This is a genomic window from Streptomyces sp. NPDC048255 (genome assembly GCF_040652415.1).
In the GTDB taxonomy this organism is placed as follows: Bacteria; Actinomycetota; Actinomycetes; order Streptomycetales; family Streptomycetaceae; genus Streptomyces.
Genome location: NZ_JBEZMA010000016.1, coordinates 44,518 through 68,322, shown reverse-complemented (window position 1 = coordinate 68,322; position 23,805 = coordinate 44,518). Strand labels below are relative to the sequence as shown.

The window sequence follows — 23,805 nt, the reverse complement described above, 5'->3', positions numbered from 1 at the left end:
GATGTGGGGGCTACCGCAACGGTCCGCCCCCACATGTATGCTCATGCCTGCTGTCGCCGCAGGGGAATCCGGTGCGAATCCGGAACTGTCCCGCAACGGTATGAAGTACACCCATTGGTGCACATGCAAGTCCGAGGACCTGCCGACAGCGCGCCCGGCTCGACCGAACCGGGTGCCGACACGTCCGGGCCTCGCGGTTGGGCTGGTGGACGCCATGCGGTGTACGCGTTTCTGCCACGCCCGCATGCGCCCGCTCGCGCCCCGCCGACGGCCGGCCGAGCGAGGGAGAGCTCCCGCCGTGACCATCGCGCCTTCCGCACCGCGCGCCGAGTCCATTTCTGGCGACAACACCGAGGGCCCGGGGGCCACGCTGCTGCGTACCCTCACCGAGCTGACGGCGGACCTCCCCGACACCGACCCCGGCCGGGTCGCGGCCTCCGCGCTGCGCGGCCGCAGCTCCGCCGCCGACGATGCCGAGCTGCGCGGGCTCGCCACCGAGGCCGCCGCCGGTCTGATCTCCGAGGACCCGGCCTACTCCCGGCTCGCCGCCCGGCTGCTGACGCTGGCCGTCCGTGACGAGGCCGCGGGCCAGGGCTCCACGTCCTTCTCCGCCTCCGTCGCCGTCGGCCACCGCGAGGGGCTCATCGCCGACCGCACGGCCGAGTTCGTGAAGACCCACGCCCCCCGCCTGGACGCGCTGGTCGAGCACACCCTCGCCGAGGGCGCCGACGACCGCTTCGGCTTCTTCGGCCTGCGCACCCTGCACAGCCGCTACCTGCTGCGCCACCCCATCACCCGTCAGGTCATCGAGACCCCGCAGTACTTCATGCTGCGCGTGGCCTGCGGCCTCGCCGCGGACGAGAGCGTCCAGGCCGTCGAGGAAGTGGCCTCGCTGTACCGGCTGATGAGCCGCCTCGACTACCTGCCGTCCTCCCCCACGCTCTTCAACTCCGGCACCCGGCACCCGCAGATGTCCTCCTGCTACCTGCTGGACTCCCCGCTGGACGAGCTCGACTCGATCTACGACCGCTACCACCAGGTCGCCCGCCTCTCCAAGCACGCCGGCGGCATCGGCCTGTCGTACTCCCGCATCCGCGCCCGCGGTTCGCTGATCCGCGGCACCAACGGCCACTCCAACGGCATCGTGCCGTTCCTGAAGACCCTCGACGCCTCCGTCGCCGCCGTGAACCAGGGCGGCCGCCGCAAGGGTGCCGCCGCCGTCTACCTGGAGACCTGGCACGCGGACATCGAGGAGTTCCTGGAGCTGCGCGACAACACCGGTGAGGACCAGCGCCGTACGCACAACCTGAACCTCGCCCACTGGGTGCCGGACGAGTTCATGCGCCGCGTGAACGCCGACGCCGACTGGTCGCTGTTCTCCCCGGCCGACGTGCCCGAGCTCGTCGACCTGTGGGGCGATGAGTTCGACGCCGCCTACCGCAAGGCCGAGGCGGCCGGCCTGGCCCGCAAGACCATGCCCGCCCGCGACCTGTACGGCCGGATGATGCGCACCCTCGCGCAGACCGGCCAGGGCTGGATGACCTTCAAGGACGCCTCCAACCGCACGGCGAACCAGACCGCCGAGCCGGGCACCGTCGTCCACTCGTCGAACCTGTGCACCGAGATCATCGAGGTCACCAACGACGGCGAGACGGCCGTCTGCAACCTCGGCTCGGTCAACCTCGGCGCGTTCGTGGTCGACGGCGGGATCGACTGGGAGCGGATCGACGAGACCGTCCGCACCGCGGTGACCTTCCTCGACCGCGTGGTGGACATCAACTTCTACCCGACCGAGCAGGCAGGCCGCTCCAACGCCCGCTGGCGCCCGGTGGGCCTGGGCGCGATGGGCCTCCAGGACGTCTTCTTCAAGCTGAAGCTGCCCTTCGACTCCCCCGAGGCGAAGGCCCTGTCCGCCAAGCTCTCCGAGCGCATCATGCTGGCCGCGTACGAGGCCTCCTGCGACCTCGCCGAGCGCAGCGGCCCGCTCCCGGCCTGGGAGCAGACCCGCACCGCCCGCGGCGTCCTGCACCCGGACCACTACGACGTCGAGCTGAACTGGCCGGAGCGCTGGGACGCGCTGCGCGCCCGGGTCGCGAAGACCGGCATGCGCAACTCCCTGCTGCTGGCCATCGCCCCGACGGCGACGATCGCCTCGATCGCGGGCGTGTACGAGTGCATCGAGCCGCAGGTCTCCAACCTCTTCAAGCGCGAGACGCTCAGCGGTGAGTTCCTCCAGGTCAACGGCTACCTGGTGGAGGAGCTGAAGCAGCTCGGCGTGTGGGACGCCCAGACCCGCGAGGCGCTGCGCGAGTCCAGCGGCTCGGTCCAGGGCTTCGGCTGGATCCCGGCCGAGGTCCGCGAGCTGTACCGGACGGCGTGGGAGATCCCGCAGCGCGGTCTGATCGACATGGCGGCGGCCCGTACCCCGTTCCTCGACCAGTCCCAGTCGCTGAACCTGTTCCTGGAGACGCCCACCATCGGCAAGCTCAGCTCGATGTACGCGTACGCCTGGAAGCAGGGCCTCAAGACCACGTACTACCTGCGTTCGCGCCCGGCGACGAAGATCGCCCGCGCGGCCTCCGGCAGCGCCGTCCCCGCCGCCGCGACCCCCCTCCCGCAGGCCGTCGACGCCGACGCGCTGGCCTGCTCCCTTGAGAACCCCGAGTCCTGCGAGGCCTGCCAGTAATGAGCTCCAACGACAACAAGAACCTCCTGGACCCGGGCTTCGAGCTCACGCTCCGTCCGATGCGCTACCCGGACTTCTACGAGCGCTACCGGGACGCGATCAAGAACACGTGGACGGTGGAGGAGGTCGACCTCCACTCGGACGTCGCCGACCTGGCGAAGCTGACGCCCTCCGAGCAGCACATGATCGGCCGGCTGGTCGCGTTCTTCGCGACGGGCGACTCGATCGTCTCGAACAACCTGGTACTGACGCTCTACAAGCACATCAACTCCCCGGAGGCGCGCCTGTACCTGTCGCGCCAGCTGTTCGAGGAGGCCGTGCACGTCCAGTTCTACCTGACGCTGCTCGACACCTACCTGCCCGACCCGGACGACCGCGCGGCCGCGTTCGACGCGGTCGAGGAGATCCCCTCCATCCGCGAGAAGGCGCAGTTCTGCTTCAAGTGGATGGACTCGGTCGAGAAGATCGACCGGCTGGAGACGGCTGCCGACCGCCGCCGCTTCCTGCTGAACCTGATCTGCTTCGCGGCGTGCATCGAGGGCCTGTTCTTCTACGGTGCCTTCGCGTACGTGTACTGGTTCCGCTCCCGCGGCCTGCTGCACGGTCTGGCGACGGGCACCAACTGGGTGTTCCGCGACGAGACGATGCACATGAACTTCGCCTTCGAGGTCGTGGACACGGTCCGCAAGGAGGAGCCGGAGCTCTTCGACGACGCCCTCCAGCAGCAGGTCACCGACATGCTGAAGGAAGCCGTCGAGGCGGAGCTGCAGTTCGGCCGCGACCTGTGCGGTGACGGCCTGCCGGGCATGAACACCGAGTCGATGCGCGAGTACCTGGAGTGCGTCGCGGACCAGCGTCTGGTGCGCCTCGGCTTCCCGCCGGTGTACGGCTCGCAGAACCCGTTCTCCTTCATGGAGCTCCAGGGCGTCCAGGAGCTGACGAACTTCTTCGAGCGCCGTCCGTCGGCCTACCAGGTCGCGGTCGAGGGCACGGTCGACCTGGACGAGGACTTCTAGTCCGCGTCGTCGTGAGCACGGCTTGACAGCGTCCCCGCCCATGGGGAGACCGACCTGGAAGACCAGGTTCCTGGGCGGGGACGCTGCTGTTTCGGCGCCGGTGCCCGTGCCGGTGCCGGCATGAGCCGCCCCCGTACGCGCCGCCTTCGAGGCGGAGCCGGCCCGTGCCGGGGCCGCCTGGCCGGGCAGGTCGTACGGATCCTCGTGGCGGGCCCCGGGTCACTCGCAGGACGCGTGCCGCAGGGCAACACGGGACGCACCCGGGCGGGTCTGCTGACGCCGATGCCCGTGCCGGACGATCTGCGCGCGCTGCTGGGCGGCGCTCAGCTGCCGGTCGATCCGGCGGTCGTGGACGATGCCGTACAGCGTCGGGCCGAGCAGCAGGGCGGCGACGGCGAGGACGACGAGGTGGTCAAGGAGCGTGTCGGTGTTCATGGCTCTACCTTCGTCGGCTCGACGAAGATCGAACAGTGGCAGGACTGTCACGGAAGGTGGAATTACTGCCACACTGTGGTCATGCTGAACAACGTGGCCGTGGCCCTTGTCAATGGCGTCGCCCCCTTCGAACTGGGGATCTTCTGCGAGGTCTTCGGGATCGACCGCAGCGAGATGGGCGTGCCGGTGTGCGACTTCGCCGTGTGCGCTGCCGAGGAGGGCCCGCTCAGCGCGGGGGGCGGTGCCTTCGGGATCACCCCCGCCCACGGTCCGGAGCGCCTGGAGGAAGCCGACCTGATCTGCCTGCCGGCCGACCGGGACGCCCCCGTGCGCGAGTACCCCGAGCCGCTGCTCGCGGCCCTGCGCCGCGCGGTGGACCGCGGCGCGCGCGTGCTCAGCGTGTGCAGCGGCGCCTTCGTCCTCGGCGCGGCCGGGCTGCTGGACGGCCGGCGCTGCACCACGCACTGGCTGCACGCCCCGGCCCTGATGCGCCGCTACCCCCTGGCACTGGTCGACCCCGACGTGCTGTACGTCGACGAGGGCTCGGTGATCACCGCCGCCGGCACCGCCTCGGGCATCGACGCCTGCCTGCACCTCGTCCGCCAGGCGCACGGCGCGGAGGTGGCGAACACCATCGCGCGCCGGATGGTCGTACCGCCGCACCGGGACGGCGGGCAGGCCCAGTACATCCAGCGGCCCCTCCCCCGCGCGTCCTGCGACACGATGGGCGAGGTGATCGGGTGGATGACCCGCCACCTGGAGGACGAGATCACCGTCGAGCAGCTCGCGGAGCGGGCGCACATGTCCCCGCGCACCTTCGCCCGCCGGTTCCTCCAGGAGACCGGCACCACCCCCTACCAGTGGGTCCTGCGGCAGCGGGTGCTGCTGGCCCAGGAGCTGCTGGAATCCACCGACGAGACGGTCGACGCGATCGCGGGCCGCTGCGGCTTCGGCAACGCGGCCGCCCTGCGCCACCACTTCCTGCGGACCCTCGGTACGACGCCGAACGTGTTCCGGCGCGCCTTCCGCGGCCCCGGGGCCGCCGTGGCGTGAGCGGACCCTGTCATTGGCCGAGAAACACAGGTCACTTGACCCAAACCTGCCCCATGCGTAGCCGAATGCTGACGTACGGTGAAGACGAATGGCCGGATCGCGCCCGCAGGCTGCTCCGGTCTCGTATCGAGTACACCGCTTTGGGGGCCTTCATGTCTCGCACCGTCCGCACCGCCACCGCCTCCGCCACCACCTCCGGGGACAGCGGCTGGACCTGCGTCCCGCGCTGAGTCCTGGTCCGGGCACCGATGCGGACGGCCCCGCTCCTGCAAGGGAGCGGGGCCGTTCGCGTAGGCGTGCGGGGCGGACCGACCGGTCAGTCGTTCGGGACGGTCTCGTAGCGCGGGGTGCCCTCTTCCATCTGGCGCAGGGCGTCCTTGCGGTCCCGCTTCGAGAGCCGGTCGATGTACAGGTACCCGTACAGGTGGTCGGTCTCGTGCTGGAGGCAGCGCGCGAAGTAGCCGGTGCCGCGCACCTTGATCGGGTTGCCCTGCGCGTCCTGGCCCTCGACCTCGGCGTAGTCCGGGCGGGCCAGGGAGGCGTACGCCGTCGGGACGGACAGGCAGCCCTCGTTCGAGTCGTCCAGCACGCGGGCGCCCGCGGGCAGCTCCACGAGCTTCGGGTTGACCACGACACCGGTGTGCCGGTTGCCGTCGTCGTCCGGGCAGTCGTAGACGAAGACCTTGGCGTCCACGCCGATCTGGTTCGCGGCCAGGCCCACGCCCTCGGCGGCCTTCTGGCTGGCGAACATGTCGTCGATCAGCTGGGCCAGCTCGTCGCCGAACTCCGTGACGTCCTTGCACTCCCGGTGCAGGACCGGGTTGCCGACCACCGTGATGGGGCGGGCGGTGCCGCGCTCGCGGTGGGCGAGCTCGCGCTCCGCACAGTCCTCGGTGTCCACGACGTACCCGTCGTTCACCTCGGCCTCGACAACCTCGTTCTCCTGCTGAGCCATGTCCGCCGTACGCCTTCCGTAAGTCAACAAGTCACCGTGCGGCCGATGGCCACCGATGTGCCCGTACAGCCTACGGCCCCGGCTCAGCAGACTTCTTCGAGATCCCGCCACTCACGGCTGTCCGGACTGTCCGCGACCCAGCCGTCGAGCAGCCCGCGCACCAGGCCGGCCGGCGCCGCGATGCCGCACTCCCGTTCGGGCACCCACAGCGAACCGGAACCGGCCGTACGGTGCCCCAGCGGCCCGGGATGCCCCGGTTCGCTGTGGTCGTGCGGATCCAGGTGCTCCCCGTCGCCCTCGTCGCTCGGCATCTCGCTCTCGGAACAGGTCCGGCACAGCAGCCGCACCGACGAGGACCAGTCCTCGGCGGCGAAGCCCGCGTCCGCGGCGAGCTGCTCCAGCGCGTCGCGGTCGGCCTCGGAGGCCGCCTCCAGCAGCACCACCCAGGTCGGCACCGGCGAGGGGGCCCACAGCTCGATCTCGTCGAACACCGGGTAGGAGGGGCCGGCCGCGGTCACGCGCTCGCCGTGCGGGACCCCGTCGTGCAGGACCACCTCGCCCCAGCGCCGCCCCGAGGAGGGCAGCGGGATCGACAGGACCTCCATGCGGGCCGGGTCCAGCCTGCGGCCCCAGACCACCTCGGCCTCGCCCTCGGGCGACAGCCGCACGGCCGCGCTGCCGAGCTCCATGCCGACCGGTTCGCCGCTGTGCCTGCCGTTGCCGCCGCCCGCGCCGTGCGGGTCGCCGGGCACCTTCAGCCCGTACGCCTGCCAGGCCCGGCGGGCCAGCGGCCAGTCCTGGAGCGCGGTCGCGGCGATCCCCACGTTCCACCAGTCCGGGGCGCCCGTCTCGCGGTCCAGCAGGGCCACGGCGCGCAGCCCGGCGGCCCGCGCCTGCTCCCAGTCGTGCCGGAACTTGTGCAGCAGCGCCAGGTTGAACCAGGACTCGGACAGCCAGGGCTCCAGGTCCGCGGCTCTGGTCAGGAGCGCCCCCGCGTCCTCGTACCGCCCGTCGCCGATCAGCGTGAACGCGCGGTCGGTGGCCTGCCGCCACGAGGCGGAGGGCCGATGCCGTACCTTCCCGAAGATCCTCACGATTCCCGCCTGCCGGTCCTACGGTGCAGCCTTGCGGACACTCCTACGGTCCCTCTTACTGGCATCCAACCATGCCCACTCGGACGGCCGCTCATTACCCATGGGTTACCCAGGTGGGACGGGAACAACTCTGTCACGCCCACCCCTGGCCAGAACCCTCGCCAGGCATTCCACCACCTCCGGCTGGTAGTCCTGGCCGGTGCCCAGGCGCAGCTGTTCCAGGGCGGCCAGTGAGCCGCCCGGGTGACGGCCCCCGCAGGCCAGGTCGTCGTACGCGTTCACCGCGCGCACGATCCGGGCGGCGACGGGCTGCTCCCGGTAGGGGTCGGCCTGCCGCTCCACCACCACGGCGACCTCGGCGGGCACCCCGGTCTGGCGGGCCACTTCCCCGCCGAGCCCGGCGATCCGGCGGGCCTCGGCGGCGGGCAGCTGCGCGGTGGCCCCGTCCGGGACGGGGTCGACGAGGGAGAGCTGCCCGATGTCGTGCATCAGGGCCGCGTACTCCAGGACCGTGAGCTCCCGCTCCGACAGGCCCAGCTCCCGGCCGACGGCGCAGCTCAGGGCGGCGACCCGGCGGGAGTGCCCCGGCGGGGTGCAGCCGGCGATCTCGGTGGCCCGGGCCAGCGAGGTGATGGTCTGGCGGTAGGTGGTGCGGATGGCGGTGATCCGGTGGAAGGACATCTGGGTCAGCAGGAGGGGCACGCTGAACACGGGCAGGGCCCACAGCCCGGCGACGGCCGCGCCCAGTGCCATCACCACCCCGGTGGCGCAGATCGCGGAGCCGATGCCGAGCTGGGCGCGCAGCTCGTCGCGGAGCAGGGGACCGTACGGCCAGCCGGTGCGGGCCCCGGCGAGCGCGGCGGCGAGCACGGCGTCGCACAGGGCGGTGAGGCCGAGCAGGAGGACCAGGAAGAGCACGAGGTACGGGCTCTGGCCGAGCCGTTCCTCCAGCCTCCCGGAGTTGTAGAGCGGCTGGAAACAGACGGCGGCGAAGCCGACGGTGAGGACCCGGCGGGCCAGGTGGTCGAGGGCCGGGCCGCGGCCGCGCGCGATGTGCGGGACGATCCCGATGAGGGCCGCGGCGACGACGACCGCGACGATCTGGAGCACCCCGTGCTGGGTGGGCTGCCCGGCGTTCTGGCCGAGCAGGGCGTAGGCGAGGGCTCCGGCGGAGCCGAGCGGTGCGGGCTGGCGGTCCTCGGCCGGGAGGTGCCCGGCGGCGTCGCGGCCGTCGCGGCGGGCGAGCTCCCCGATGGCGACCAGGGTGCCGAAGGCCAGGGCGACACCGGGCTCGACCAGGCCGGACCACAGGGTGTGACCGAGCGCGACGGCCGTCAGCAGGGCCGCCGCGCCGCGGACGGTCCACGCGGCGGCGGCCCTCACGCCCCGCCTCCCGTCCCGCGCCGCCCCGCACCCCTGCCGGGCGGCGGGACGGCCAGGGCCCCGGCCGGCTCCCCGGCCGGCTCCGTGCCCGGCTCCGTGCCCGGCTCCGTGCCCGGCTCCGTGCCCGGCTCCGTGCCCGGCTCCGTGCCCGGCGGGCCCGGGAGCGCCGGGCCGCCCGGCCCGCCCCCGGCGGGGGCACCGGTGGCGATCACCTGGAGGTCGTCGTCGGAGGTGACCACCGGATGCCAGCCGTGCCGTCCGATCGCCCCCGCCAGGGCCCGCACCATCGCCGGGTCGAACTGCGCCCCGGCGCAGCGCTCCAGCTCGGCGAGGGCCGTCGGCACCGGCCGGGCCCGGCTGTACGAGCGGGTCGAGGTCATCGCGTCGAAGGCGTCGGCCACCGCCACCACCCGGGCCAGGACCGGGATCTGCTCGCCGGTCAGCCCGTACGGGTAGCCGGAGCCGTCGACCCGCTCGTGGTGGTGCAGGATCGCGGACCGGGCCTCCCCCAGGAAGCCGATGCCGCGCACCATTTCGTGCCCGTACTCGGGGTGCAGCTCGATGATCCTGCGCTCCTGCGGGGTGAGCGGGCCGTCCTTGCGCAGCAGCCGGGTGGGGACGCCGAGTTTGCCCACGTCGTGCAGGATCCCGGCGATCCGGACGACTTCGAGGCGGTCCTCGCCCATGCCGAGCTCGCGGGCGATCATCGCGGAGGCCTGGCCGACGCGTTCGCTGTGGCCCCGCGTGTACCGGTCCTTGATGTCGACGGCCTGGACGAGGGCGCGGATGGTGGCCCGGTGGGCGGCGCGCTCACGGTGGTACTGGGCGAAGACCCAGCAGGAGATGTACATCGGCAGCAGGACGAGCAGCGCGGCCGGGGGTCCGTAGGGGCTGCGCCACATGACGGCCATCATCAGCCCGGCGAGGCCGTGCAGGCAGTGCGGGGCCAGCGACCGGGTCAGGAGGCCGCGCCACGCGGTGGCAGCGGGCCGGCGTTCGGCGGTGACCAGGATGCCCCCGTCGAGGGCGGTGAGCACCAGGCAGAAGGTGACGGCCGCGGCCGCCGCGGGGAGCATCGCGTACGGGAAGTCGGCCACCCAGCCCGGCGGTCCGGACCCCCCGGAGAGCCCGCCGGAGTGGGCCGCTCCGAGGGTGGCCGGGCCGTGCAGGAGCGCGTAGGTGTGCCCGGCGGCCCAGGCGGCTGTCGCCTGCTGGGCCCCGTGCCACACCCGGCGCACCCACGCGGGCCGCTCGACCACGAGCCCCGCGAGGCCCCCGGGCAGCGCCACGAGCGCGGCGGCGGAGGGGGGCAGCAGGAACACGGCGGCCAGGAGTACGGGGAAGAAGGAGCCGATGCCCTCGGGCACCCGGCTGCCCAGCAGCGGGCAGACCTTGACGAGTTCGCAGCCGAGGTACAGCGCGGCGAGCAGGGCCACGGTCACCCAGGGGGTGCCGGCGTCGGTGAGGGCCGGGGCGGCGCACGCGAATGCCGCGAGGACGGCGCACAGGATGTATCCGCGCGCCCCCGGCGGAAGTACCCGCATGGCGCTCTCCTCCCCTGAGCTGTGCAAGCCAGGTACCGAATCAAACCAGCACCGGTTGGGGAGAATATGTGGGGCCCCTTGCGCAGCGGACCACATTTTCACATTGCGACATGCGGACGCCCCCGGATTAGCACCTTCGAGTGAACGAAGTGGCTTTCCGGGGGCGGGTGTTCAGCTGCCGGCCGAAACGTCAGCCGGGGGCCGGGTTGTCGGCGGCGACCGGGCCGTCGGCGGTGACGTCGTGATCGGGCACCGCCTGGCCCGACCTGATCAGTTCGATCCGGCCCATCACCTTCGACCGCAGGTCCGTCGGCACGTCGTCCGACCCGCAGCAGCGCTTGACCAGCTTCTTCACGGCCTGCTCCAGGCCGTACTTCTCCAGACAGGGGTTGCACTCGCCGAAGTGGTTCTCGAACTTCGTGCAGTCACTGTCGGGCATCTCGTGGTCCAGAAACTCGTAGAGGTGATCCAGGACCTCAGAGCACTCCGTCTCGTGCGGCTCTCCGCAACTCATGAGCCCGAGCCTTTCCGGTCGTTCGACTCTCCGGCGCCCGCGGGGACGAGCCCGCGTTCGCGGGCATAGTCCTCCAGCATTCCGCGGAGTTGACGGCGGCCACGGTGCAGTCGCGACATGACTGTACCGATGGGTGTACCCATGATGTCCGCGATCTCCTTGTACGCAAACCCCTCCACGTCAGCAAGATAGACCGCGATGCGGAACTCCTCCGGAATCGCCTGCAGGGCTTCCTTCACATCCGAATCGGGCAGGTGGTCCAGCGCCTGCGACTCCGCCGAACGCAGTCCGGTCGACATGTGCGACTCGGCGCGCGCCAGCTGCCAGTCCTCGATCTCCTCCGCGGCGCTGCGCTGCGGCTCGCGCTGCTTCTTGCGGTAGGAGTTGATGAAGGTGTTGGTCAGGATGCGGTACAGCCACGCCTTCAGGTTGGTGCCCTCGCGGAACTGGTGGAAGGACGCGTACGCCTTCGCGTACGTCTCCTGGACCAGGTCCTCGGCGTCGGCCGGATTGCGCGTCATGCGCAGCGCGGCCGAGTACATCTGGTCGAGGTAGCCGAGGGCATCCCTCTCGAAGCGCGCATTGCGCTCCGGGGTCGTCTCCTCCGCGTGGCCTTCGTCGGTCCCAGCGACAGGACCCACCTCCTCCGACTGCGTGGCGACTCCGAAAGCGGACCCGCTCGAATCGGAGAATAGTCGACCATCCCGGCCCTCCGCCGCCCGAAGCGGGCTGCGCTTGGGCCCGGGCAGCACTGTCCAGTCCAGGTCAGCGGCCTGCGGACGGTTCTGGCTGATGACCTGGGTCATGCGCTCCCTCTCCTCCGACGAGTTCCCTTACGTACCGACATCCGAGACAACAGAAGGGCCGGGCGGCGCATTCCCGTGCGGGAGACGGGTTCGCGGACCCGGCCGGGGTACGTCAGGTCGGGGGCTCCGGCGCGCCGGCACTCCGCTCCGGGAGCAGGCCCGGGCCGCTCCGCCCGCCGCCCCGGGCCGCGCACGGGGCGCGCCCGGCCCGGCCGTACCTCCTGCCGCTCTCGTCCGGGCCTCGTCCGGGGTTCGTCCGGGAGTCAGGCCTTTCGGGGTGTGCGGCGGATCACCGCCGGGCCGGTGAGCCATTCGGCGACCGCCTCGGTGATCATCGCGAGGGCTTCTTCCTGGGTCAGCTCCGCCTTCTTCGGCACCGCGAAGCCGTGGTCCCCGTACGGGATCTCCACCAGCGTGTGGCCGCCCCCGGGGAACTCCTCCGGGCGCCCGAACGGGTCCCTGGCGCCCTGGACCACGAGGGTGGGCCGCCCGGCCCCGGTGAGCTCCTCCGCCCGGGAGCGCTCCGGCTTGCCCGGCGGATGCAGCGGGAAGGCCAGCGCCAGCACCCCGGCCGCGTCCAGCTCGACCGCGGTCCGGCAGGCCACCCGGGCCCCGGCGCTGCGCCCGCCCGCGACCACCGGCAGCCCGGGCTCCGTGAGGGCCGGCCACAGCGCGCGCCAGCCCTCGTCGAGCACCTTGGGCGCGGCGGCGACCTTCTTGCCGGCCACCCGCCAGGGCTGCTCGACCAGGGCCACGGTGATCCCGCGGGCGGGCAGCGCCGCGGCCAGGGCCTGCAGGTCGCGGGCCTCGATGCCGCCGCCCGCGCCGTGGCTGACGGCGAGGACGAGCTTCGCCTCCGGGGCGGTGTGCCAGGTGATGCGGGCCTCGCCCGGCGGGGTCGGGACGCTCTCGGTACGCGTGGTCATGCCCTCATCGTGCCGCGCCGCCCGGTCAGAAGAGGGTGCCCTCCTCCGGCGCGGCGAGCTCCTCCAGGAGCTCCGGCCCGTTGTTGCGCACGTTGCTCACGGCGGTGGACACCGGGTAGGCGCGCATCAGCCCGCCCGGCGGCGGTGCCAGCAGCTCCCGCAGCGAGCCCTCGGTGTCGGTGTCCGCCGGGTCCAGCCAGGCGTCCCAGCGGTCCGGGGTGAGCATGAGCGGCATCCGGGGGTGGATGTCGGCGAGGGAGCGGGGCCCCTCGGCGGGGGCCGCCCCCAGCGGCCCGGTCTCGGCCTCGGTGGTGAGCACCGAGCAGGTGACCCGCCAGGCGAGCGGGTGCGCGTCGGGCAGGGTCCGGTCGCGCCAGAACTCGTATATCCCGGCCATCGCGAAGACGGAGCCGTCGGAGGGGAGCACGAAGTACGGCTGCTTGCGCGCCCGCTTCTTCTTCCCCTCGACCTCCAGCTGCCGCTCGTCGTGGGCGGTGACCCACTCGTAGTACCCGTCGGCGGGGACGATGCAGCGGCGCTGCGCGAAGGGGCGGCGGAAGGAGGGCTTCTCGGCCACGGTCTCGGACCGCGCGTTGATCATCCGGGCGGCGCCGTCGGGGTTCTGCGCCCAGGAGGGCACGAGGCCCCACCGCAGGACGCGCAGCTGGCGAACCGGACGCGGGTCCCGCGCGTCTTTCAGGGGACGGTCGAGGACGACGTGGACCTCTTTCGTCGGCGCCACGTTCCAGTCGGGGGCCAGGGACTCCTCCGGCTCCCACCGCTCGACGCCGAAGGCCTCCACCAGGTCCTCGGGCTTACGGCTCGCCGCATACCTTCCGCACATGGCTGCCACACTGCCATGGCACCCGACCACCACCGCAAGGAGTCCGCCACTTCATGGACAGCAGCACGACGGCCGGCCTCTGGGACCGGCTCACGGGCATACAGACCGCCCCCGAGCAGTGGCTGGTGATCGCGACGGGGCTGGTCGCACTGGCTGCCGTGGGGCCCCGCCCGCTGTGGCGGGTGTCGCGCAACGCGGTCACCATCGCGCACGAGGGCGGACACGGACTGCTGGCGCTGCTGACCGGGCGGCGCCTGGACGGGATACGGCTGCACTCCGACACCAGCGGGGTCACCGTCAGCCGCGGCCGGCCCACCGGGCTCGGGATGGTCCTGACCGCGGCCGCCGGCTACACGGCGCCCTCGCTGCTCGGGCTCGGCGGGGCGGTGCTGCTCTCGGCGCACCGGATCACCCTGCTGCTGTGGGCGGCCACCGCCCTGCTGGTGGCGATGCTGGTGATGATCCGCAACGCGTACGGGGCCCTGACGGTGGTGCTCACGGGCGGGACCTTCGTGCTGGTGAGCTGGCTGGCCCCGGCCGAGGTGCAGGCGGTGTTCGCGTACGCAGCGGTGTGGTTCCTGCTGCTGGGCGGCGTACGCCCGGTCTTCGAGCTCCAGGTCAAGCGGCGCCGGGGCGGAGCGCCCGACTCCGACGCGGACCAGCTCGGGCGGCTCACGGGCGTGCACCCGGTGGTGTGGCTGCTCCTCTTCCACGTCGTCGCACTGTGCTCGCTGATCGGCGGCGGACGCTGGCTGCTCGCTCTCTGAGACTGCGCACTGATCAAGATCTGTGGCCATGGGAAGCCACTAAAGTGGGGCCATGACCGAGACCCCCGCGCTCCACGCCCTCTGGCCCGCCCCCGTCGCCGACGCAGCCGTCACCGCCACCGTCACCGTGCCGGGGTCCAAGTCGGTCACCAACCGCGCTCTGGTGCTCGCCGCACTGGCCGCCGAGCCGGGCTGGGTACGCCGCCCGCTGCGCTCGCGCGACTCCCAGCTGATGTCGGACGCCCTGCGCGCGATGGGCGTGGGCATCGAGGAGACCGTCTCGTCCAGCTCCGCCCCGGCCGCCGACGGCTCGGTGGGCGGCGAGGCCTGGCGGATCATCCCGGCGGCCCTGCACGGCCCGACGACCGTGGACGTCGGCAACGCCGGAACGGTCATGCGCTTCCTGCCGCCCGTCGCCACCCTCGCCGACGGCGACATCCGTTTCGACGGCGACCCGCGCTCCTACGAGCGCCCGCTCGGCCAGGTCATCACCGCGCTGCGCACCCTCGGCGCCCGGATCGACGACGACGGCCGGGGCGCGCTGCCGCTGACCGTCCAGGGCGGCGGGGCCCTGGAGGGCGGCACGGTCGAGATCGACGCCAGCAACTCCTCGCAGTTCGTCTCGGCGCTGCTGCTCTCCGCCCCGCGCTTCAACCAGGGCGTCGAGGTCCGGCACGTGGGCGGCAACCTGCCGTCGATGCCGCACATCCGGATGACGGTGGAGATGCTGCGCGCGGCGGGCGCGCAGGTCGACACCCCCGAGGCGGGTGGCGAGAAGGACGTCTGGCGGGTCGCCCCCGGCGCACTGCTGGGCCGCGACATGGTGGTCGAGCCGGACCTCTCCAACGCGCAGCCCTTCCTGGCCGCCGCCCTGATCACCGGCGGCACGGTCACCATCCCGGACTGGCCGCGCCGCACCACGCAGCCCGGTGACGCGCTGCGCCGGATCTTCACGGAGATGGGCGGCTCCTGCGAGCTGACCGACGCCGGCCTGGTCTTCACCGGCACCGGCAAGATCCACGGCATCGACGTGGACCTGAGCGAGGTCGGCGAGCTCACCCCCGGCATCGCCGCGGTGGCGGCCCTGGCCGACTCGGAGTCGGTGCTGCGCGGGGTCGCGCACCTGCGGCTGCACGAGACGGACCGGCTGGCCGCGCTCACCAAGGAGATCAACGCGCTCGGCGGTGACGTGACGGAGACGGCGGACGGCCTGCACATCCGGCCGCGCCCGCTGCACGGCGGCACCTTCCACACGTACGACGACCACCGGATGGCCACCGCGGGCGCGGTGATCGGCCTGGCGGTGGAGGGCGTACTCATCGAGAACGTGGCGACCACCGCGAAGACCCTGCCGGACTTCCCCAAGATGTGGACGGACATGCTCTCGGGCGACGGCGGGGACCCGACGGCGCCCGAAGCGGGTGCGGGAGCGTAGGGCCCGTCATGCGCAGGTACGGCAAGCACACCGACGAGGACGACATCCGCCAGCGGCCCAACCCCAAGGGCAACCGGCCGCGGACCAACATCCGCCCCAAGCACGAGGACGCCTCCGAGGGTTTCGTCCTGACCGTCGACCGGGGCCGGCTGACCTGCCTCGTCGGGGACCGCACGGTCCACGCCATGAAGTCCAGGGAGCTGGGCCGCAAGGCGGCGGTCGTCGGCGACCGGGTGTGGATCGTCGGGGACCTGTCCGGCAAGAAGGACACCCTGGCCCGGATCGTGCGGATCGAGGAGCGCAAGTCCGTCCTGCGCCGCACCGCCGACGACGACGACCCCTACGAGCGCGTGGTCGTCGCCAACGCCGACCAGCTGGCCATCGTCACGGCCCTGGCCGACCCGGAGCCGCGGCCCCGGATGATCGACCGCTGCCTGGTGGCGGCGTACGACGCCGGGCTGGAGCCGCTGCTGGTGCTCACGAAGTCCGATCTGACCTCCGCCGACAAGATCCTGGAGATCTACTCCACGCTCGGCGTGAACTACGTGGTGACCAACCGCGAGGAGCTGGCCACGGGTGACGCGGCCGCCAAGGTGCGCGAGCGCCTGGAGGGCCGGATCACGGCGTTCGTAGGACACTCGGGCGTCGGCAAGACCACCCTCGTCAACTCCCTGGTGGCGCCGGACCGCAAGCGGGCGACAGGGGTGGTCAACGCGGTCACCGGGCGCGGGCGGCACACCACCACCTCGGCGCTGGCGCTGCCCCTGCCGGGGATGGAGGGCTGGGTCATCGACACCCCCGGCGTGCGCTCCTTCGGTCTGCACCACGTGGATCCGTCCCGGGTGATCCTCGCCTTCCCGGACCTGGTTCCGGGAACCGAGGAGTGCCCGCGCGCGTGCAGCCACGACGAGCCGGACTGCGCGCTCGACAAGTGGGTGGAGGACGGCCACGCGGACCCGGCGCGGCTGTATTCGCTGCGGCGGCTGCTGGAGACGCGGGAGCGGCGCGAGGGCGACTGACCGTCCGGCGCCGTGCGGCGGGGTTTGCGGAAGGCCGTGTCTGGTAAATGGATAGTCGCACCAAGTGGCGCGCAGGTTCAGGCCGGGAGTCGTCGGGCCCAGACCGTGTCACGTGACGCGGGGAGGCATTCGACATGGCGTGGCTGCTGGTCGTGGTCGCGGGAATCCTGGAGACCGGCTTCGCGGTCTGCCTCAAGCTGTCCCACGGCTTCACCCGGCTGTGGCCGACCATCGCCTTCGCGTGCTTCGCGCTCGGCAGCTTCGGTCTGCTGACGCTGGCGCTCAAGAAGCTGGACGTGGGTCCGGCGTACGCGGTGTGGACGGGCATCGGGGCGGCCGGGACGGCGATCTACGGCATGGTCTTCCTCGGCGACCTGGTCTCCACCCTCAAGCTCGTGTCGATCTCGCTGGTCATCCTGGGGGTCATCGGGCTCCAGCTGTCCGGGTCCGGCCACTGACCGGCCGCAGCAGCTCGGCGAGCGCGGGCCCGGCCGGGCCCTCCGGCGGGGCGATCACGTAGGAGAGCGCGAGCCGGACGGCGAGTTCGCACCGCTGCGCGCCCTCCTCCGGTGTGAGCGCGGCGGCCGCCCGGTCCCGTACCTCGCGGGCCAGCTGGCCGGGCCCGGGAGGCCCGGCGCCCGGCCGCGGCGGCAGCCCCGGGGCGGGCAGGCCGGTGTTCCAGGACCCGGTGAGCAGGGCCCGTACGAGGGGCTGCGCGCGGGCCGCCCGTACGGTCCACTCGGCGACGGCCAGCAGCCGGTCGGCGGTCGTGGCCGGGGCGCCCAGGGCCCGGTCGACCCCGTCGAGGTAGCGGTCGGCCTCGCGCCGGACCAGGGCCCGGCCCAGCCCGGCCTTGCCGCCGAACTCGTTGTAGAGGGTCTGCCGCGACACCCCGGCGGCGGCCGCGACGTCGACCATCCGCACGGCCGGCCAGGGGCGTGCGGCGAGCGCCGCTCCGGCCGCTTCCAGCAAGGACTCCCGGGCTGCCGGCATGGTCGCCTCCCCACTGGCCTGGCCGCTGGGCTTCCCCGCCAGAGTTGACGGGCCGACAGATCCTGTCAAGGGCGCCTCCCGGCCGCACTGTGGACCTCATTGGTGGGGGTGCGGGAGTCTCGATACTGTTCGGGCATGCCCGAGTATGACGATGACCTGCGCCTTGCCCTCGAACTCGCCGACGCGGCGGACGCCGTCACGATGCAGCGGTTCCGCGCCCTCGACCTGGCGGTCGAGACGAAGCCGGACATGACTCCGGTGAGCGAGGCGGACACGGCCGCCGAGGAGGTCATCCGGGCCGGCATCGCCGCCGCGCGGCCCGATGACGCGATCCTTGGCGAGGAGTACGGGCTCAAGGGCAGCGGCCCGCGCCGCTGGGTGGTGGACCCGATCGACGGCACGAAGAACTACGTGCGCGGGGTCCCGGTCTGGGCCACGCTGATCTCCCTGATGGCGGAAGGCGCGGACGGCGTCTTCGAACCGGTGGTCGGCGTGGTGTCGGCGCCGGCGCTGGGCCGCCGCTGGTGGGCCACGCGGGGCGGGGGCGCGTACGCGGGCGGGGCGCTGGGCGAGACCGCCGCGATCGGCGTGTCCAAGGTGGCCGGGCTGGGCGACGCCTCGTTCGCCTACTCCTCGCTGAGCGGCTGGGAGGAGCGGGGCCGGCTCGCCGGGTTCCTGGACCTGACCCGCGCGTGCTGGCGTACGCGCGGCTACGGCGACTTCTGGCCGTACATGATGGTGGCCGAGGGCTCGCTGGACCTGTGCGCCGAACCGGAGCTGAACCTGTGGGACATGGCGGCCATCGCGGTCGTGGTCCAGGAGGCGGGCGGCCGTTTCACCAGCCTGAACGGGGTGGACGGAGTGCACGGCGGGAACGCGGCGGCCTCCAACGGACTGCTGCACGCGCGGATGCTGGAGCACCTGCGGCCGCGCGCCTGACGTCCGGCCGGTGTGCGCCCGCGCGCCGGAAACGGTGAACACCCGTTCTCCCGCGCCTTCTTGCTGCCCTCCCGCGTCCGTGGGAATCTGAGAGTCCCCCCGCTTGTGCGCTTGTGAATGCCTTCTCAAGTGCACCCACCCAAGCGGCGGGACTCACCCAGGAGGTGGCTCTCTCCATGCTCGTCCGTGACGCCATGAGCACCGTGATCCTCACCCTCGGACCCGCGCACACCCTCCGGCAGGCGGCCTGCCTGATGTCCGGCCGGCGCGTCGGCGCGGCCGTCGTCCTCGACCCCGACCACAGCGGAATCGGCATCCTGACCGAGCGCGACATCCTCAACTCGATCGGCGCGGGCCACGACCCCGACCGGGAGTCCGTGGGCGCGCACACCACCAACAACGTGGTGTTCTGCACACCGGACGCCACCTTGCAGGACGCCGCCGAGGCCATGGCCCACGGCGGATTCCGGCATCTGATCGTGCTGGAGCACGGCGGCCCGGTGGGCATCGTCTCCGTACGCGACATCATCCGCTGCTGGGTCCCGGCCCGGCGCCCCTCCCCTGCCGGGCTGGCGAGCTGAAAGCGGGAGGGGCCGGACCCTCTGGACGAAGGTCCGGCCCCTCCCGTTCCGGCGAGCAGCCATCAATCGATGCACCCCTGGGGCGGGGCCACCACCTCCGCGAGAGCGGCGGCGGCGGTTCAGCCGCGAAGGGGAGGTCAGCCGCGAAGGGCCTGGACCGCGGCCTCCAGCCGCTTGCCGAAGTCACCGTCCGCCTGGCGGAAGTTGTTGATCGCACGCTCGACGATGTCGTCACGGGAGACCTTGGCGATGAAGCCGGACAGGTTCTCGATCAGACGCGACTTCTCGTCCTCGGAGTACAGGCGGTAGAGGTTGCCCGCCTGGACGAAGTCGTTGTCCTCGCTGTGCACCGGCGCGGCGTGGTTGCCCGTGCCGCCGGTGACCGGGGTGGAGACCCACAGCGGACGGTCCGTCTGGTGCGGGCCGCCGAAGCTGTTCGGCTCGTAGTTCTTCGCACCCTTGTGGCGGCCGTCGTACAGGTAGCCGTCACGGGAGTTGGTGCGCGCCTCGGTGGCGTGCGGGCGGTTCACCGGCAGGTGGTCGGCGTTGATGCCGACGCGGTAGCGGTGGGCGTCGCCGTATCCGAAGAGGCGGCCCTGGAGCATCTTGTCCGGGGAGGGACCGATGCCGGGGACGAAGTGGGCCGGGCTGAATATGCTCTGCTCGACCTCGGCGAAGACGTTCTCCGGGTTGCGGTTGAGCTCCAGCTTGCCGATCTCGATCGGCGGGTAGTCCTCGTGCGGCCACACCTTGGTGAGGTCGAACGGGTTGAAGCGGTACTGGGCCGCCTCGGCCGCCGGCATGATCTGGACCTGCACGGTCCAGCTCGGGAAGTCGCCGCGCTCGATGGACTCGCGCAGGTCGCGCTGGTGGGAGTCCGGGTCCTCGCCGGCGAGCTGGTTGGCCTCGGCCTGGGTGAGGTTCTTGATGCCCTGGTCGGTCTTGAAGTGGTACTTGACCCAGAAGACCTCGCCGGCCTCGTTGTTCCACTGGAACGTGTGCGAGCCGTAGCCGTTCATGTGACGGTAGGACGCCGGGATGCCGCGGTCACCGAAGAGCCAGGTCACCTGGTGGGTCGACTCGGGGCTCAGGCCCCAGAAGTCCCACACATTGTCGGCTTCCTGCGAGCCCGTGTACGGGTCGCGCTTCTGGGTGTGGATGAAGTCCGGGAACTTGATGGCGTCCTTGATGAAGAACACCGGGGTGTTGTTGCCGACGAGGTCGTAGTTGCCCTCTTCGGTGTAGAACTTCAGCGCCCAGCCGCGGGGGTCGCGCACCGCGTCGGCGCTGCCGAGGTTGCCCGCGACGGTGGAGAAGCGCAGGAACGTTTCGGTCTGCTTGCCGACCTCGGACAGGAACTTGGCCCGGGTCCACTGGGAGACGTCACGGGTCAGCGTGAAGGTGCCGTACGCACCGGCGCCGCGGGCGTGCACCACGCGCTCCGGGATGCGCTCGCGGTTGAAGTGGGCGAGCTTCTCCAGCAGCAGCTGGTCCTGGACGAGAACGGGCCCGCCGACGCCAGCGGTCTCGCTGTTCTGGTTGTCGGCGACCGGAGCCCCGGCCTCCGTGGTGAGCGGTCCCTGCGTCACGTGCGCCTCCTGCGTCATTCCTGCGAGTCCTGTCCTTGGCCTGTGCCGTATTCGATCCTACGATGGACTTTGTCTAAGTCAAGTAAGCATCCAAGTCCACACTCGTTCGGGAGTTACACGGAGTCCCCGCGCTGTTAGGCTGGCACCCATGAGTGACCTGCTGGAACGACTTCGCGGACGCGGATGGCGCATGACCGCACAGCGGCGCGTCGTGGCCGAGGTGCTCGACGGTGACCACGTTCACCTGACGGCGGACGAGGTGCACGCACGAGCGGTGGTCAAGCTCCCCGAGATCTCCCGGGCGACGGTGTACAACACGCTCGGAGAGCTCGTCTCGCTCGGCGAGGTCCTGGAAGTCGCGACCGATCGCCGGGCCAAGAGGTACGACCCGAACGCCCACCGGCCGCACCAGCACCTGGTCTGCGCCCAGTGCGGCGCGATCCGCGACGTCCACCCGGCGGGCAACCCGCTGGCCGACCTGCCCGACACCGAGCGCTTCGGCTTCGTGGTGTCGGCGGTCGAGGTGACGTACCGCGGGGTGTGCCCGAACTGCGCCGCCGCCTAGGGCGCGCCCGAGAAGACCTGACAAGAACGTAAGGCCGGGAGCCGAGGCTCCCGGCCTTACGCGTTCCCGCGCACCTGCTCGTTTTGGTACCGCAAACGACTCGAGGCCCGGATCCATGGGATCCGGGCCTCGGGCCTTCAGTAGCGGGGACAGGATTTGAACCTGCGACCTCTGGGTTATGAGCCCAGCGAGCTACCGAGCTGCTCCACCCCGCGTCGGTAAACCTGACTTTACGTGAGGGGGCACGGCAGATGCAAATCGCTTAACCGGCCGACCCCCTCCAGCCCCGCCGGCGCTTGGGGCGCAGGGTCCAGGGCGGAGCCCCGACCTCCAGCCCCGCCGGCGCTTGAGGCGCGGGGTCCGGGGCGGAGCCCCGACCTCCAGCCCCGCCGGCGCTTGAGGCGCGGGGTCCGGGGCGGAGCCCCAGCAACGGCGCCTCACCCGCAGGCACGGCGGAGCCCCGGCCCGGGAACCGGCGGAGCCCCCGACCAGGGGTCAGGCCGAGAGCTCCTCCGCCAGCGCCTCGCGCAACCTGGCCGCCCGCTCGGACACCTCCGCCGGCCCCAGCTCCATGGCCCGCACGCACCACTTCTGCCCCTCCGCCAGGTCACCGTGGCGCGCCGCCAGCAGGCCCAGCCGCAGGGCCGCGCGCCCGTGGCCCGCCACCGCAGCCCGGGTCCACCACAGCGCCGCCTCCGGCTCGCTGCCCTCGCGGGCCAGCAGCAGCCCGAGGTTGAAGGCACCGTTGCGGGACCCGGCCTCGGCCGCCTCCCGGTACCAGCGCGCGGCGACCGCCAGGTCTCCCCGGGCCGCCGCCAGCATGCCGACCCGGACCTGCGCCCGCCGGTGCCCCAGCTCGGCGGCCCGCTCGTACCACTCCTCGCTCTCGGTCCGCGGCGCGCCGCCCACCGGCTCGCCCAGCGCCACCGGCTCCGCGGGCGGGGCCAGCGACTCCAGCAGCGAGGCCAGCCGGAAGGCCGCCTCCGCGCTCCCGCCGCCCGCCGCGCACCGCAGGTGCCGTTCGGCGGCCCGCTCCTCGCCGTCCCGCACCAGCGCGATCCCGACCTGGAGGGCCGCGTCCGTGTGGCCCGCCGAAGCGGCCCGCTCGTACCACTTCAGCGCGGTCCGGTCCTCGTCGCGGCTGGCGAAGAGGATGCCGAGGTTGAAGGCGGCGTCCACGCTGCCCGCCTCGGCCGCCTTGGAGAACCACGGCTCCGCGCCCGCCGCGTCGCCGCCCTGGAGCAGCAGGATGGCGAGCGCGTTGGCCGCCTCCCGGTGTCCGGCGTAGGCCGCGCGCCGGTACCACTGCTCGGCCTGCGAGGTCCGGTCCTGTGCGACGCACAGCAGAGCAAGGTTGTACGCCCCGTTTTGGTCGCCCGCGTCCATGGCGGTCCGGTACCAGCGCTCCGCGGTCTGGGTCTCCCCGCGGGCGGCGTGCAGCGCGCCCAGGGCGTTGGCCGCGTTGGCGTCGCCGTCCTGGGCGGCCCGGTGCCACCACGCGGCCGCGTTGTCCTCGTCCCCGGCGTCGCGCAGCAGGAAGCCCAGCGCGCACGCGGCACGGGCCTCCCCCTGCTTGGCGGAGGTCAGGTACCAGCGCCCGGCCTCCTTGAGCTCCCCGCGCGCCTCCAGCAGGGCGCCCAGGTGCAGCGCGGCCCGGCGGTGTCCGCGCGCGGCGGCCTGCCGGTACCACTGCTCGGCCTCGGTGGGGTCGCCCTTCCGCAGGTGCCGTGCCAGCCGGTACGCGGCCTCGCGGTGCCCCTGCTCGGCGGCGGCGCGGAACCACCGCTCGACACCCTTGTCACCCCGGTGTTCCAGCAGGTCGGCCAGCCCGTACGCACCCAGGGCGTGGCCGGATTCCGCCGCCTGGCGGAGCCAGTACTCGGCGGCGGGCTCGTCGCCCCGCTCGCGGAAGTGGCGGCCCAGGGCGTGCGCGGCCGGAGCGGATCCGGCGACGGCGGCGACCCGCCACCAGCCGGCCGCCTCCTCGGGGTAGCCCCGCTGGTGCAGCAGCACGCCGAGGTTGTTCGCGGCGGCACGGTCCCCCTCGCCGGTGGCTCCGCGCAGGTACGGCTCGGCCCCGGACAGGTCGCCGCGGCGCAGCAGCAGCGCCCCGAGCACGCTCATGGCACCCGGGTCGCCCTTGTCGGCGGCCACCCGGTGCCGGGCTTCCAGCTCGGCGTCGCTCGCCGCGTCGGTCTCGGCGAACATCTCCTCCGCACTGTGCTTGTCCAAGAACTCCGCATCGGTCAGCACGGTCTGCGCGTTGACAAGGGGAGCCGTGTCACCGGCTCCCGTACCCGGCTCCGACTCCGCCCTCACAAACCGCCCTGTCTCCAGCAGAGTTGACCTGTCCCCCATAAATCCCATCGTCGCATCACCTGCTACCCGCGTACACCTGGTATGTCGCAGCCAGTGAGGTCACTACAGCGTTTTGTCGACATGCCCACAGAGAGATAAGTCAAACACGCTCCCGCCCCAACTCACCCTTCCCAGCTACCGTGTGTCCGCTCCGGACATGACGAAGGCCCGGATCCCATGGATCCGGGCCTTCATCTTCAGTAGCGGGGACAGGATTTGAACCTGCGACCTCTGGGTTATGAGCCCAGCGAGCTACCGAGCTGCTCCACCCCGCGTCGGTGAAACCACAGTATCACGACGCGG

23 protein-coding genes, 2 tRNA genes, 1 pseudogene and 1 riboswitch are annotated in these 23,805 nt (G+C 72.3%); of the genes and pseudogenes, 12 read left to right on the top strand and 14 right to left on the bottom strand.

All coding sequences use genetic code 11. The features are described 5' to 3' along the window. Positions 1-2 precede the first annotated feature (2 nt). A riboswitch (cobalamin riboswitch) is annotated at positions 3-162 on the top strand. A gap of 136 nt (positions 163-298) precedes the next feature. The 3 genes and pseudogenes from AB0D94_RS15765 to AB0D94_RS15755 all read left to right on the top strand — a co-directional run. After that, entirely contained in the window at positions 299-2,686 is a 2,388-nt protein-coding gene (locus AB0D94_RS15765; protein WP_362051499.1) for a ribonucleoside-diphosphate reductase subunit alpha, read from the top strand. Further along, positions 2,686-3,702 (top strand): ribonucleotide-diphosphate reductase subunit beta, encoded by a 1,017-nt coding sequence (locus AB0D94_RS15760; protein ID WP_030385960.1) that lies wholly within the window; start codon positions 2,686-2,688, stop codon positions 3,700-3,702. Before AB0D94_RS15765 ends, AB0D94_RS15760 begins: the two co-directional genes overlap by 1 nt. Positions 3,703-3,822: 120 nt before the next feature. Next, positions 3,823-3,957: pseudogene (locus tag AB0D94_RS15755) on the top strand (DUF3703 domain-containing protein); the annotation flags it as partial. Here the strand turns inward: AB0D94_RS15755 and AB0D94_RS15750 are convergent. Then, the gene (locus AB0D94_RS15750) at positions 3,922-4,137 is read right to left on the bottom strand and encodes a hypothetical protein (RefSeq protein WP_362051659.1); all 216 of its coding nucleotides are present in this window, start codon (positions 4,135-4,137) and stop codon (positions 3,922-3,924) included. The pseudogene AB0D94_RS15755 and the gene AB0D94_RS15750 overlap by 36 nt on opposite strands. 81 nt (positions 4,138-4,218) lie before the next feature. Here AB0D94_RS15750 and AB0D94_RS15745 point away from each other — a divergent pair, with 81 nt between their 5' ends. Both AB0D94_RS15745 and AB0D94_RS15740 read left to right on the top strand, forming a co-directional pair. After that, entirely contained in the window at positions 4,219-5,190 is a 972-nt protein-coding gene (locus tag AB0D94_RS15745) for a helix-turn-helix domain-containing protein (protein ID WP_362051644.1), read from the top strand. 53 nt (positions 5,191-5,243) lie between these two features. After that, positions 5,244-5,420 (top strand): hypothetical protein, encoded by a 177-nt coding sequence (locus AB0D94_RS15740; protein ID WP_362051496.1) that lies wholly within the window; start codon positions 5,244-5,246, stop codon positions 5,418-5,420. An 86-nt stretch (positions 5,421-5,506) separates the two neighbouring features. Here the strand turns inward: AB0D94_RS15740 and def are convergent, their stop codons facing one another. The 8 genes from def to AB0D94_RS15700 all read right to left on the bottom strand — a co-directional run bounded on the left by def (position 5,507) and on the right by AB0D94_RS15700 (position 13,256). Further along, entirely contained in the window at positions 5,507-6,145 is a 639-nt protein-coding gene (def, locus tag AB0D94_RS15735) for a peptide deformylase (protein WP_362051494.1), read from the bottom strand. 83 nt (positions 6,146-6,228) lie between these two features. Beyond that, a complete protein-coding gene (locus AB0D94_RS15730) occupies positions 6,229-7,239 on the bottom strand; it encodes a hypothetical protein (RefSeq protein ID WP_362051492.1) in 1,011 nt (336 codons plus the stop codon). A gap of 105 nt (positions 7,240-7,344) precedes the next feature. Further along, positions 7,345-8,622: an HD domain-containing protein gene (locus AB0D94_RS15725; protein WP_362051490.1), complete on the bottom strand. Its 1,278-nt coding sequence runs from the start codon at positions 8,620-8,622 to the stop codon at positions 7,345-7,347. Next, complete coding sequence (locus AB0D94_RS15720; protein ID WP_362051488.1) at positions 8,619-10,166, bottom strand: HD-GYP domain-containing protein; 1,548 nt, start codon at positions 10,164-10,166, stop codon at positions 8,619-8,621. Before AB0D94_RS15720 ends, AB0D94_RS15725 begins: the two co-directional genes overlap by 4 nt. 190 nt (positions 10,167-10,356) lie before the next feature. Next, on the bottom strand, positions 10,357-10,680 hold the full coding sequence (rsrA, locus tag AB0D94_RS15715) for a mycothiol system anti-sigma-R factor (RefSeq protein ID WP_362051486.1): 324 nt from the start codon (positions 10,678-10,680) through the stop codon (positions 10,357-10,359). Further along, positions 10,677-11,321, bottom strand: a complete 645-nt coding sequence (locus AB0D94_RS15710; RefSeq protein ID WP_030709911.1) for a sigma-70 family RNA polymerase sigma factor — start codon at positions 11,319-11,321, stop codon at positions 10,677-10,679. The genes rsrA and AB0D94_RS15710 overlap by 4 nt, the downstream gene beginning before the upstream one ends. 428 nt (positions 11,322-11,749) lie before the next feature. Continuing rightward, positions 11,750-12,412, bottom strand: a complete 663-nt coding sequence (locus AB0D94_RS15705; protein WP_362051484.1) for an alpha/beta family hydrolase — start codon at positions 12,410-12,412, stop codon at positions 11,750-11,752. Between the two features lie 25 nt (positions 12,413-12,437). Beyond that, the gene (locus tag AB0D94_RS15700) at positions 12,438-13,256 is read right to left on the bottom strand and encodes an SOS response-associated peptidase (protein WP_362051482.1); all 819 of its coding nucleotides are present in this window, start codon (positions 13,254-13,256) and stop codon (positions 12,438-12,440) included. A 53-nt stretch (positions 13,257-13,309) separates the two neighbouring features. Between AB0D94_RS15700 and AB0D94_RS15695 the strand changes: the two genes are divergently transcribed. From AB0D94_RS15695 to AB0D94_RS15680, 4 genes are all read left to right on the top strand, one after another. Continuing rightward, entirely contained in the window at positions 13,310-14,023 is a 714-nt protein-coding gene (locus AB0D94_RS15695) for a M50 family metallopeptidase (protein ID WP_362051481.1), read from the top strand. A 52-nt stretch (positions 14,024-14,075) separates the two neighbouring features. Continuing rightward, positions 14,076-15,458, top strand: coding sequence for a 3-phosphoshikimate 1-carboxyvinyltransferase (gene aroA / locus AB0D94_RS15690; protein WP_362051479.1), 1,383 nt, complete (start codon positions 14,076-14,078; stop codon positions 15,456-15,458). A gap of 8 nt (positions 15,459-15,466) precedes the next feature. Beyond that, complete coding sequence (rsgA, locus tag AB0D94_RS15685) at positions 15,467-16,477, top strand: ribosome small subunit-dependent GTPase A (RefSeq protein WP_362051477.1); 1,011 nt, start codon at positions 15,467-15,469, stop codon at positions 16,475-16,477. Positions 16,478-16,611: 134 nt separating this feature from the next. After that, on the top strand, positions 16,612-16,935 hold the full coding sequence (locus AB0D94_RS15680) for a multidrug efflux SMR transporter (protein WP_267718032.1): 324 nt from the start codon (positions 16,612-16,614) through the stop codon (positions 16,933-16,935). Here the strand turns inward: AB0D94_RS15680 and AB0D94_RS15675 are convergent. Continuing rightward, positions 16,901-17,470 carry a TetR/AcrR family transcriptional regulator gene (locus AB0D94_RS15675; protein WP_362051474.1) on the bottom strand — a complete coding sequence of 190 codons (570 nt, stop codon included), beginning with the start codon at positions 17,468-17,470 and terminating at the stop codon, positions 16,901-16,903. The genes AB0D94_RS15680 and AB0D94_RS15675 overlap by 35 nt on opposite strands. A gap of 135 nt (positions 17,471-17,605) precedes the next feature. Here AB0D94_RS15675 and hisN point away from each other — a divergent pair, with 135 nt between their 5' ends. Both hisN and AB0D94_RS15665 read left to right on the top strand, forming a co-directional pair. Then, entirely contained in the window at positions 17,606-18,409 is an 804-nt protein-coding gene (gene hisN, locus AB0D94_RS15670) for a histidinol-phosphatase (RefSeq protein WP_362051472.1), read from the top strand. A gap of 176 nt (positions 18,410-18,585) precedes the next feature. Continuing rightward, positions 18,586-18,990, top strand: a complete 405-nt coding sequence (locus tag AB0D94_RS15665) for a CBS domain-containing protein (RefSeq protein WP_362051469.1) — start codon at positions 18,586-18,588, stop codon at positions 18,988-18,990. A 137-nt stretch (positions 18,991-19,127) separates the two neighbouring features. Here AB0D94_RS15665 and AB0D94_RS15660 read toward each other — a convergent pair whose 3' ends face one another. Next, entirely contained in the window at positions 19,128-20,597 is a 1,470-nt protein-coding gene (locus AB0D94_RS15660; RefSeq protein ID WP_362051467.1) for a catalase, read from the bottom strand. A 130-nt stretch (positions 20,598-20,727) separates the two neighbouring features. Between AB0D94_RS15660 and AB0D94_RS15655 the strand changes: the two genes are divergently transcribed. Then, the gene (locus AB0D94_RS15655) at positions 20,728-21,144 is read left to right on the top strand and encodes a Fur family transcriptional regulator (RefSeq protein WP_362051465.1); all 417 of its coding nucleotides are present in this window, start codon (positions 20,728-20,730) and stop codon (positions 21,142-21,144) included. Positions 21,145-21,285: 141 nt separating this feature from the next. Here AB0D94_RS15655 and AB0D94_RS15650 read toward each other — a convergent pair. The 3 genes from AB0D94_RS15650 to AB0D94_RS15640 all read right to left on the bottom strand — a co-directional run bounded on the left by AB0D94_RS15650 (position 21,286) and on the right by AB0D94_RS15640 (position 23,777). Then, positions 21,286-21,359, bottom strand: a tRNA-Met gene (locus AB0D94_RS15650). Positions 21,360-21,639: 280 nt separating this feature from the next. Then, on the bottom strand, positions 21,640-23,511 hold the full coding sequence (locus tag AB0D94_RS15645) for a tetratricopeptide repeat protein (protein ID WP_362051463.1): 1,872 nt from the start codon (positions 23,509-23,511) through the stop codon (positions 21,640-21,642). A 192-nt stretch (positions 23,512-23,703) separates the two neighbouring features. After that, positions 23,704-23,777 (bottom strand) — tRNA-Met (locus AB0D94_RS15640). Positions 23,778-23,805 lie beyond the last annotated feature (28 nt).